Source organism: Bacillus sp. OTU2372 (assembly GCF_038440275.1).
Lineage (GTDB): Bacteria > Bacillota > Bacilli > Bacillales > Cytobacillaceae > Neobacillus > Neobacillus bataviensis_B.
The window spans coordinates 1,056,754-1,067,857 of the sequence record NZ_JASATK010000001.1 but is presented as its reverse complement, the minus strand read 5'-3'; the positions used below and the strand labels follow the sequence as shown (position 1 = coordinate 1,067,857).

The 11,104-nt window shown below is 38.3% G+C and carries 9 protein-coding genes; 2 read left to right on the top strand and 7 right to left on the bottom strand.

Features of this window, described 5'->3' with window-relative positions:
• Nucleotides 1-48 precede the first annotated feature (48 nt).
• Entirely contained in the window at nt 49-2,016 is a 1,968-nt protein-coding gene (locus AAHB15_RS04990; protein ID WP_342041872.1) for an LTA synthase family protein, read from the bottom strand.
• A 266-nt stretch (nt 2,017-2,282) separates the two neighbouring features.
• Here AAHB15_RS04990 and AAHB15_RS04985 point away from each other — a divergent pair, with 266 nt between their 5' ends.
• Both AAHB15_RS04985 and AAHB15_RS04980 read left to right on the top strand, forming a co-directional pair.
• The gene (locus AAHB15_RS04985) at nt 2,283-2,795 is read left to right on the top strand and encodes a DUF3231 family protein (protein WP_144562121.1); all 513 of its coding nucleotides are present in this window, start codon (nt 2,283-2,285) and stop codon (nt 2,793-2,795) included.
• A 38-nt stretch (nt 2,796-2,833) separates the two neighbouring features.
• Entirely contained in the window at nt 2,834-3,001 is a 168-nt protein-coding gene (locus tag AAHB15_RS04980) for a hypothetical protein (RefSeq protein WP_335575054.1), read from the top strand.
• A 71-nt stretch (nt 3,002-3,072) separates the two neighbouring features.
• On the opposite strand, the gene AAHB15_RS04975 is transcribed toward AAHB15_RS04980, so the two are convergent.
• The 6 genes from AAHB15_RS04975 to AAHB15_RS04950 form a co-directional block, all read right to left on the bottom strand.
• On the bottom strand, nt 3,073-3,879 hold the full coding sequence (locus tag AAHB15_RS04975) for a polysaccharide deacetylase family protein (RefSeq protein WP_342041871.1): 807 nt from the start codon (nt 3,877-3,879) through the stop codon (nt 3,073-3,075).
• Nucleotides 3,880-4,068: 189 nt separating this feature from the next.
• Nucleotides 4,069-4,626, bottom strand: coding sequence for a hypothetical protein (locus AAHB15_RS04970; protein ID WP_342041870.1), 558 nt, complete (start codon nt 4,624-4,626; stop codon nt 4,069-4,071).
• A gap of 434 nt (nt 4,627-5,060) precedes the next feature.
• The gene (locus AAHB15_RS04965) at nt 5,061-6,554 is read right to left on the bottom strand and encodes a UxaA family hydrolase (protein WP_335575052.1); all 1,494 of its coding nucleotides are present in this window, start codon (nt 6,552-6,554) and stop codon (nt 5,061-5,063) included.
• A 12-nt stretch (nt 6,555-6,566) separates the two neighbouring features.
• Nucleotides 6,567-8,033 carry a tagaturonate reductase gene (locus AAHB15_RS04960; RefSeq protein WP_335575051.1) on the bottom strand — a complete coding sequence of 489 codons (1,467 nt, stop codon included), beginning with the start codon at nt 8,031-8,033 and terminating at the stop codon, nt 6,567-6,569.
• 157 nt (nt 8,034-8,190) lie between these two features.
• On the bottom strand, nt 8,191-9,627 hold the full coding sequence (gene uxaC / locus AAHB15_RS04955) for a glucuronate isomerase (RefSeq protein WP_335575050.1): 1,437 nt from the start codon (nt 9,625-9,627) through the stop codon (nt 8,191-8,193).
• Between the two features lie 119 nt (nt 9,628-9,746).
• Nucleotides 9,747-11,072, bottom strand: coding sequence for a multi antimicrobial extrusion protein MatE (locus tag AAHB15_RS04950; protein WP_335575049.1), 1,326 nt, complete (start codon nt 11,070-11,072; stop codon nt 9,747-9,749).
• Between the last annotated feature and the right edge of the window lie 32 nt (nt 11,073-11,104).

Here is an 11,104-nt window from a genome sequence, read left to right as displayed (position 1 = left end):
GTCACAGCTCCTTTCCCATTTTGTCAACAGCCCCTTATCGGCAACCTTTTATTTGTTATCAGTTGTTTTTTCATTACTATTCTGATGAGTAGGATTATAATCATACTTTGTTCTGTCAACAGGAGTAAAGTTTTTCGGAGTATAGAAACGTAATAAATCGCCATTGACTACTTTATCCGAAAAAGTAAGTTTTTCCTGAACCAATTGTTTATATTTCTTGGCCTCAGGCAACTTGTCCGATTTTAGCTTTAACCCTGTAGTTGAATCATAATATTTACCATCAACCGAGTAAATCGTCGGACTCACATAGTCACCATTTCGGAATGCCACTAAACTATCATGTTGCTTAGACAGTAAATCCGTACCGAATTGAACATAATCTTTTGTATCGATTCCTAACAGGTGAAGAAGAGTTGGAAGAAGGTCAACTTGACCGCCATACTCATGGTTCACCCCACCTTGCATACCTGGGACACGGATAAACAATGGTACACGTTGTAATCCAGCATTATCAAAAGGTGATATTTCTTTTCCAAGTATTTGTGCCATCGCTTTATTATGATTTTCAGAGATACCGTAATGATCACCGTACATAATAATAATGGAATGGTTATATAGACCAGACTTCTTAAGGTAGTCAAAAAATTGTCTTAACGCTTCGTCCGCATAACGTGCTGTTTGGAAATATCCATCCACAGACTTATCACCGGTTGTAGCAGGTGCAATGGTTGCATCTTTTTGATTCATCGCATATGGATAGTGATTGGCAACCGTAATAAATTTGGTATAGAACGGCTGCGGCAGTGATTCCAATAGTGGGATGGATTGCTGATAGAATGGTTTATCCATTAAACCATATTCGGCCTCATCAGCAGAATTAATCTGATAATAGTTGGCATCAAAGAACTTGTCAAAACCAAGCGATTTATAAATTTCATTACGGTTCCAGAAACTCCCGGAATTGCCATGAAAAACAGCTGATGTATAACCGTTCTGCCCTAAAATGGCAGGTGCTGCTTGGAATGTGTTTAACCCTTTCGTTGTAAAAACAGATCCCTCTGGTAAGCCAAACAAGGAATTCTCGAGCATAAATTCTGCATCTGAGGTTTTTCCCTGCCCTGTTTGATGGAAAAAGTTATCAAAATACATCGTATTTTGATCTTTAATTAATGAATTCAAGAAAGGTGTAACCTCTTCTCCATTTAACTTATAGTTGATCAAAAAATTTTGGAAGGATTCAAGGTGTAAGTAAATCACATTCATTCCCTTACCTGCACCAAAGGTAGCGGGGTTGGGTTCAGCATAATTAGATTTCGTATAGTTAATAACTTCTGTAATATCATCGCTGCTCGCCATTACTCGTTGTGCGGAGGCATGTGTACTTTTAACGGCATCGTAAATGGTGTAATTGTACATACCAAGGTATTTCACGATATAATTTCGGTCAAATCCTCTAGTAAGTAATTGTGGACGGTCTAATTCTGCCAGCGACAAGTTTACACAAGATATAACTAGCGCTAAAGAGTATAATACCGAGATTTTCCTACGCTTTATATCTTTAACCTCAACCTTAACAAAACGAAAAGCAAGCAGTGCCACCAATACAATAAAATCAACAAAGAAAAGAATGTCATAAGGTCTTAATAAAGTGAGCACACTTCCACTTACGTCACCAAAATTTTGTGTCTGCGTTAAGGTCGGCAAAGTGATAAAGTCGTTGAAAAAACGGTAAAAAAGGACGTTTGCATATAATAGAAAAGATAATAGAAAATAAATAATCATCATCACAGTATATTTTTTTCTTCCTTTAAAAAAGGCTGAAATTCCTAAGAAAATTAAGGAAGACCCTAATGGGTTAAAAAACAGAAGAAATTTCTGTAATGTATTTTCGATCCCTAATTGAAACTGGGTTAATTGGACAAAATATGTTTTCAACCATAGTAGAAATACAGACAAAAAGAAAAAGCCAATATATTTATTAAAAATACTTTGACCCTTGTTTAGTAGTTTATTCATTGTTTCTCATCACCTCATAGTGCATTATTATGACAAAAAAAATTTGACATTTAAATAGAAGATTCAACCCAAATTCACTAACATCTATCTTAACAGGTAAATATGAACAATTCATGAACAAATGTTAAAAATGTTTCTGTTGGGATAGAAGAAACTATTGCGTAAGAGAATGAATTCTTAAGTGCGTAGGAAAACTATCTCTGTGCACTTCAAGGAAGGAGGCACTAATCCTGAACCACTTTTCTAACACTTTAAGGAGGGTAACGATGGGAATATTAAGTGGGAATCCAAAAGACGAGCCATTACATTATGGCGAGGTATTTGACATTTGGGCTTCACAGTTAGCCGGAAACAATATGATTTCTGGTTATAAAACAATGTTAAATCATGCTGGTGATGAGGATTTAAAAAAGATACTTATTGAAGCAATCGAGACAGGCGAACAGCAAAAGAAGCAGATTGAAGAACTCTTGAAGGAAAATGGCGTTGGTCTGCCACCAGTTATGCCCGACCCACCTGAAGCTTGTTTAGAAGACATTCCAATTGGTGCCAGAATTCCGGATCCAGCGATTGCAGCTACCCTTGCAGCAGACACGGCTGCCGGTTTAGTCGCTTGCAGTCAAGTCATCGGAATGTCTATCAGAGAAGATGTCGCAATGATGTATGGACAATTCCATATTCAAAAAGCTGCACTTGGTGCAAAGATTTTGCGTCTAAATAAAGAAAAAGGCTGGCTGATTCCACCACCGCTTCATCTTAATAAACATCACGACTGCTAAAAGTTATCCTGTTGCTAGATTGTCTGGAGGTGAATGAAGTGGCTGCACTAAATAATAAAAATCAGAATTCAAGCAATAGTCCGCAAGGATCTGGTTCTGAATATCATCGTGAGCACGCAGGTAATGTTCCGGATTATGGCGGTAACAGCATGGAGCAAATTGCCAAAGAAGAATTAAAAAATGAAACTAACAATACCAATATGTAGGTTTTATTTAAACCCCTGTTTGTGGTTTTTAAAAAAGAAACCAGTCGATGGCTCGACTGGTTTCAATATAACTAGTTTTTCACTAGTTTTATTTGTTCCCCAGCTTTTACCTCGACGATTTGTTCGTCCACACTTAACCAGATAGGCTTAGCGGAAGGATTATAAACAAAATGACTATTGGCTGAGAATTTTAGGTTTTGAAATGCCTTAATATAGTCGACAATCTCAAGATTGGTTGCATACCAGATATCGTCTCGTTTACCGATATAGTCACAAAAGTTCTCGATTAAATCCCAGTTTTGATCCTGATCAAATTCATAGCTATGGCCCCATACATACATCATATACAAATATTGTTTTTTATGGAGCTGGACAAAATCCTCGGCTAGTTTTAATAAGTTTCGATTATGGTGGCAGGTTGGATTCCATTCGATAAAATCATCCGGTAACGAAAAATTGCCTGTACTATGTACCGTCCTGGCGTAATCGATTCCTAAGAATGGAAGCATTTCTTTAATTAGTCGATTGTAGGAGCCATTTGGAAAAGACAATCCCCTTACAGTATAACCTACAATATTTTCTAAGTTTTTACGATCATCCATTATTTCTTCAATTAATTGTTCTTTTGGCGACCTGGCAATCGTCGGATGAGTGACTGTATGAGTGGATACTTCATGTCCTTCATATAGACCTAGAACCTCCTCTTTCGGTATTCGATCCCCCATTCCCATTAACCCAGAATTCAAATGAAAGGTTCCCTTTATCCCATAACGATTAAAGAGTTCGACAAGTTTTCTATCTGCTGATCGGCCATCGTCATAGCTCATCGTTAATACTTTGTGCTTCCCTTTAGGAAAAGTCATGATTATTTTAGGCATCTTTATCACCTCTATATAATAGTAGAAATACATGAGAAGAATCCCTGCATGATTTTCAAATGCCAGGTATTCCTTTCTAAAAAATTAATTTTTGATGGTTTCAAACTCCCAGCCCAGTATTTTATTTTTTGTATTAAATAACATTTTATCGAAAAGTTCTTCCACTGATGACAATACAATCCTCTCCAATTACTTCAAACTAGTAACCTTTCGCAATTGATGTTCTTGATAATCAAAATATTTCCCTTCCAATAGACCAATTAGTGTATTCGTAATCCTTACTTCAAGCTCATTCTCTCCTGAATGAAGAATTTGCGAATCTCCTTCCCATTGATTAGGTGTCCATGCCTTCACTCCCAAAGAACTTCCGTTGACCAAAACCTCGATACAATCATGGATATGCTTATCCAAATCCGCAAAAGATAGAATAAACTCTTTAGTGTCAGGCAGCTGATCTAAGGTGATTTTTTGCGAAAATGACATTGTGCCGGCATAGAACGGATATCCATTGTATGGCCCTTGATGGATAGTTGAAGATGCTGCCGGACTATTTAATATCGGCTGATGCAGATTGTTAAAGGAAACTCCAAAGTCTCCTGTTAAATAAAGAGCATCAATAACCCCATCCCAAACATGCTCCACCTTCACTTCAATCCTAAGTACGTTTTTTCCTTGTTTTAAATAAGATTGAACATCTCCCATTAAGTTACGATGATCATAAAAGAAGTTTTGATCCAGGTCCTTCACCAGATGATCATTTATAAAGATTCGATAATCACCGGATATAGCTCCCCCTATCCATCAGTATGGAACATCGGTTTGGAATCGTATCAACGATGAATTCCTTTTGATAGATACAAGATATAGGATATTTCTTCGCCATTTTCATCGGGGTCCCAAAAACTTGATGAAATCTCCCTGCATAATCTCCTAATTTTACGAAAATGCTCCCAATATGGATTCTGTAAAAATTGCGATGGAGGGGCATCATGTTTTGTCACCCTTTTTAACTTTAAAGAAAGAAAGGGTTTACAACAATAACACTTTTTTAATATACATCTCTCACCATTTAGGATTTTTTTCCATGTTTGATTAAGGCTATTTTTAAGTACAACTTTTAACAAAAAAGGTAAAGCTCGCAGCAAAAAGGACAGTTTCTTTTTACTGTCCTTTGTCATTTTCTATAAAGTTACCCCACTTTTGAAAATAGAAATCTCTCTAAAGTCGTTCTTCTCATTATTGACGAACTCCCCACTTGCTACTTCGATCAAATAATTCACAAAATCATATAACACCTGTTCCGACGAAACTTCATCCTCAAGTAAGATTCCCGCATTAAAATCAATCCAATGTGGCTTTGTTTCGAAGATTTGGGTATTAGTGGAAATCTTCATTGTTGGTACGAAGGTACCAAACGGTGTCCCACGGCCTGTTGTAAACAAAACCATATGACAGCCTGCCGCAGCGAGTGCAGTTGAAGCGATCAAGTCATTCCCGGGTGCACTAAGAAGATTTAATCCTTTTGTCTTAAGGACCTCACCATATTTCAAGACATCCACTACAGTTGAAGCCCCTGCCTTCTGTGTACAGCCAAGTGATTTGTCCTCAAGGGTGGTAATTCCTCCTGCCTTATTCCCTGGTGATGGGTTTTCATAGACAGGCTGATTATGCTGCAGGAAATATCCCTTAAAATCATTAATTAAATCGACTACTTTATGGAAAACCTCCTCATTTGCGGCACGTTCCATCAAGATCGTTTCAGCCCCAAACATTTCCGGTACTTCCGTCAGGACAGTCGTCCCCCCTTGGGCAATTAAATAATCAGAGAACCTGCCCAAAAGAGGATTGGCCGTAATGCCAGAAAACCCATCCGAACCACCGCATTTTAGACCAATTTTCAATTCAGATAAAGGAATATCCTCCCTTTTATCTTTTTTTGCAGTTTCGTAGATTTCCATTACTAGCTTGAAGCCTTCTTCGATTTCATCAGTAACTGCCTGGGAAACGAGAAATTTAATCCTGTCCTCATTTACATCCCCTAGCGATTTTTTAAACTCCGGCAGCTCATTGTTTTCGCATCCTAAGCCTAAAACCAGGACACCCCCTGCATTCGGATGATTCACCGCATTTAATAGAATTTGTTTAGTATTTTCATGGTCATCTCCTAATTGAGAGCAGCCATAACTATGTTTCAAAACAAGAACATTATCGAAGGGGCTGATGTCTCCTACATGCTTTTCAAAACACTTAATGATTTTTTCCGCAATACCGTTTACACAGCCTACTGTCGGAACAATCCACAGCTCATTACGAATCCCAACGGCTCCATTTGCCCGGCGGTAGCCCTTAAAGGTCCGTTCCTCAAGCTTATAAGAAACTTCAGGTTGATTGGGATTGTATTGATATTCCTCTGTACCAGACAAATTGGTTTTCGTATTATGGGTATGGACAAGCTCTCCAGCATGAATCCCTGTGATTGCGTGACCAATGGGATAACCGTACTTGACAATATTCTCGTCTTGCTGGATATCACGAATTGCGACCTTATGTCCCCGATATATATCTTCCTTTAATTGAACGACGGTCCCGTTGACATTCAACTGTTCCCCCCTCTTTAAATCTTTCAAAGCAAGAATGATATTATCTTTCTTATGGATTTGCAGAAAATCTTTCATCTTTACCCCACCTTACCTAATCGATGTTCCATAAAGTTCTTTAAGCGCATTTCTAACACCCTTTTGTTCCATTTGAAGTAGGTTAGCGGACACAGCATCCACCAAACCTGGAATAGAAGTCAGGTCCATTTCCCAAAGCTTTTGTTCACTTAAAACTTTTTCAGCTAATTCCTTTGCTTCTACTAGATAATCCTCATATTGCTGCCAGATTGCTTGGAAAAATTGCAGTATTTCAGGTTGATCCTGCAATTGAATCGGTTCCTCTCCCCGCTTGCCACGATAAAAATAAATTAAACTGCTTAAAGAGAAGACCATCCGTTTTGGCAGTGACTCATTCTTTTCCACATATTCAAGCAAAGCCGGTAAATTTCTTGTCTTAAATTTTGAAATCGAATTTAAAGAAATACTCATTAAATAATGCTTAATAAATGGATTGGCAAACCGGTTAAGTACGTCACCTGCAAAGAGTGTAAGTTCTTCCAAATCCCCTTCAAACGTTGGTATAATTTCCTCTGCGATCAGTTCTTTAATAAATAATCCTATTTCAGGATCATTGACTGCCTCTTCCACCGTATCTAAGCCAGATAAATAGGCCACAGGAGTCATTGCCGTATGAGCACCGTTTAGAATTCTCACTTTTCGAGTGCGAAATGGAGTTAAATCGTTAACGATTAAAGTGTTTAAACCCGTTCCTGCAACAGGGAGTTCCTGTTTTAAAGATTCCGGCCCCTCTATCGCCCAAAGATGATACTGTTCTCCGACTACGATCAATTCATCCTGAAACCCTATTTCAGCCGTTTTTTTCTCAATCGAGTCCGTTGGGTAACCAGGGACAATCCGATCAACCAGGCTTGAACAAAATGTATTGGCCTGATTGATCCAAGCAGTAAATTCACTGTCTAAATTCCAGTGACGTGCATACTTTAGGACAACTTCCTTCAGCTTTCCGCCATTATCTTCAATCAATTCGCAGGGAATCAAGATACACCCGCGATTTACATCTCCGTCAAATGCTAGGAAACGGTGATATAAAAAGGCTGTTAATTTTCCTGGAAAACTCCTCTGAGGCCGGTCCTCTAACTTATCATCAGGATCAAAAACAATGCCTGCCTCTGTGGTATTGCTAATGATAAACCGAAGCTCATCGCTTGCGGCAAGTTTTAAATAGTCCTGGTAATCCGTAAACAGGTTAATTCCCCTGCTTATGGAGTCAATGACCATATGTTCATTGACAGGCTTTCCATCTTTGAGTCCCTGTAAATAAAGGGTGAATAGTCCATCTTGACGGTTTAGCCTGTCAATCTTTTCTGAACCTCTTGGCTGGACAACAACGACACTACCATTGAAGTCAGTTTTCTCATTTAGCACCTGAATCTGCCAGTCCACAAAACCTCTTAAAAAATTTCCCTCCCCAAATTGGAGGATTTTTTCTGGATAGGTATTGTAATTTTTATAAGTCGTTCGATTTAATCTTTGCATACTCCACCCCTGTTAAACTATAAAAGTATTAATGCACACGTGAATAATGTTTTTCAACCCCTGCCTCTACAAAGGGAGTGGTAAATGTTTAATACATAATGGTTGAAGCTTCCCTGTGTTTTTTGCTCTTCAGCTTCAACCATTATGTTCAATATTATTAATTTAGAGGAAGGCAATCAGCTGTTGTTACTTCCGTAAAATTAAAATATTCTTTGGCGTTATTATAGGAGATCCCCTGAACAATCTTACCAAGCAATTCTAGATCATAAGGCACTTCGCCATCCTCTACCCATTCTCCAATCAAGTTGCATACCAGCCTGCGGAAATATTCATGTCTTGTATAGGATAAAAAGCTTCTGGAATCTGTAAGCATGCCGATGAACCTGCTGAAAAGACCGACATTAGACAAAGCTTTCATTTGAGCCAGCATACCGTCCTTAGTATCATTGAACCACCAAGCGGTTCCAAATTGAATTTTTCCAGGAGTTTTTCCATCTTGGAAACTGTTGATTATACTGGCAATCACATAGTTATCACCCGGATTCAACGAATAAAGAATTGTCTTCGGCAGCTTGTCATCCTGCTCCAAAGAGTCAAGAATTTTGACTAGCGGTTTGGCAATTTGATCGTCATTCATGCTATCGTACCCTGTATCTGGTCCCAGCTCATTTAACATTTTCGTGTTATTATTTCTATGAGCATTTATATGGAATTGCATCGCCCAGCCAAGGTCCGCGTATAGTTTTCCAAGAAAGATCAGTGTGTAAGTTTTGAATTTTCTCTCGTCTAATAACGCAACGGCGTTACCATTTAATCGATTAGCAAAAATCTCGGCAACCTCTTCAAAGGATGCATCTTCATACACGACGGAATCTAGGGCATGATCTGAAACAGTGCCCCCTGCACTATGGAAAAACTGGACACGGGCTTCAAGTGCAGCAAGATAATCTTCATAATTATTAATTTCAATTTCAGAAGCCTTTTCTAGCTTTTCGACCCATTCCGGGAAGCCTTCACGGTTTATTTCAAGTCCTTTATCTGGTCTGAAGCCTGGGACTACACTAACCGGGAAGTCCTTCTCTCCTTTTAATAAAGTGTGGTATTCCAAACTATCAACTGGATCATCTGTTGTACAAATAACCCTTACATTCGACTTGACGATTAAATCTCGGACACTAAAGTTTTCCCCGTTCAGGAGAGCATTTACTTTCTCCCAAATGACTGGTGCACTTTGCTCGTTTAATACGTCATAAATACCGAAAAAACGCTGCAATTCTAAATGCGTCCAATTATATAATGGATTGCCAATTGTCATTGGGATGGTTCTTGCCCATGCTAGAAATTTTTCGTAATCGCTGGCACTTCCGGTTATGTACTCCTCGGAGATTCCATTTGCCCGCATGACTCTCCATTTATAATGGTCACCATAAAGCCATGCCTCCGTAATATTTTTAAATTTTTTATTTTCGTAGATTTCCTTTGGACTTAAATGACAGTGGTAATCAATGATAGGCATTTCCTTTGCATAATCATGATACAAAGAGACAGCGGTTTCATTTTTTAATAAAAAATTAGAACCCATAAACTTTTCCATAATTAACCCATCCTTTGAAAAATATTTGTTAACGTTAACAATTAATTATAAGTTTAGTCTAACAGAATATATGGAACTAGTAAATATTTTTTGTTAACGTTAACATTATTAGATAAAATTTATACCGCCTTTTGTTCTTGTAGTTCATACTTCTGTCTATGTGAAACAACCAGGAATACAGCAACCAATCCTATTAATTCGCCGACTGACGCTGCAATTGCACCTGCTTTTCCATTTAATTCAGGATGTAAGTAGACAACTGGGATGATCACCAGAATTACGGCTGCCATGTTGCAAATTTGTGGTTTTAGAAGAGATTTAGTGCTTTTCTGGAGCATAAGAATACCGCCGAAATAGTCCACCCATGGAAAGACAGCTGTCTTGATTAAACAGAACTTTAAAACGTTAAGACTTTCAGCAGCAAGTCTTGTGTCAGCCCCCATCACCTTAGTCATAAACCAAGGCCCTGCACCAGTGAAACAAAGGGCACCAAGGAATAGTGACGGGACAATACTAAAAACAATTACACATTTGATTACAGCAGGTTTATTATGTTTGTAAAACTGCAGGACAACTTGATGGGTGTACATAAAAAAGCTAATTACTAAATTGGTAATACTAAAGGCCAAGGCAAATGATGCAATACCGAGGTGAACATCTTGAATCTTGCCTAGGAACGAATAGATGATCGGAATTAAGATTGTCTGAAATGACATGTAAACAACCAAGGGAAAATAAAAGGAGCTAATTTCTTTTTGTTTTAAAGGGCTTCCATACTTACTGTTTCCGCGTACAATTGTTTGACCGCGCCAGACACTGACCAAACATTCAATCGCCATTCCAGCCAAAAAGATAATAGCTCCCGCCTCACTTGTGTTGGCTAGGCCGAAGTGGATAAAGCAGATGGCAAGACCAAACATACCCATAAGTCTAATAATAACGCCAAGTGTTACCCATTTCGTCTCTAATTGGTTAATGATCACTCCTTGGTACAATCCCCGCAGTCCTGAAAAAAGGATCACCACTGCAAGGACAAGAAAGGTTACCTTTAAAGAAGTCAGTGAATCGGCATTCGCATGAAACCCATAAATAAACACCCAATCCCCAAGCCTTGTGAAACCAATCAAAGCACATAAGACAGAAATGAAAAAAGATATCTTTACAAAAAAAGCTGCGATATTAAAAAATGCTGTACTCCCCTTTGCTAAGGCCGAAGTCGTTTGTCTGAAAACAATTGCCGGTCTTTCCAAAATGCTGAAAAGAGATAAGGCAATGGCATAATTGGCAATGATGATTTCCGCATGGTGTGCTCTGCTCAACGTTCCATTAATAATGACATGAGAGACTGCTGTTAGGCTGGCAGATATAGCTAATGGAATAAAGAATATTAAAATTTTGGTAAACCCATAATCCTTCGTAGAATTTTCCGTTTTCGTTCCCTCCAATCTTTTACTTACTCCTTTCTTCAGATAGTAAA

Excerpts from the sequence above, each read along its gene's own strand:
- AAHB15_RS04960 (WP_335575051.1), bottom strand. The coding sequence starts at position 8,033 with ATGCAAAGATTAAATCGAACGACTTATAAAAATTACAATACCTATCCA.
- AAHB15_RS04975 (WP_342041871.1), bottom strand. The coding sequence starts at position 3,879 with ATGCCTAAAATAATCATGACTTTTCCTAAAGGGAAGCACAAAGTATTA.
- AAHB15_RS04990 (WP_342041872.1), bottom strand. The coding sequence starts at position 2,016 with ATGAATAAACTACTAAACAAGGGTCAAAGTATTTTTAATAAATATATT.
- uxaC (WP_335575050.1), bottom strand. The coding sequence starts at position 9,627 with ATGGAAAAGTTTATGGGTTCTAATTTTTTATTAAAAAATGAAACCGCT.
- AAHB15_RS04985 (WP_144562121.1), top strand. The coding sequence starts at position 2,283 with ATGGGAATATTAAGTGGGAATCCAAAAGACGAGCCATTACATTATGGC.
- AAHB15_RS04965 (WP_335575052.1), bottom strand. The coding sequence starts at position 6,554 with ATGAAAGATTTTCTGCAAATCCATAAGAAAGATAATATCATTCTTGCT.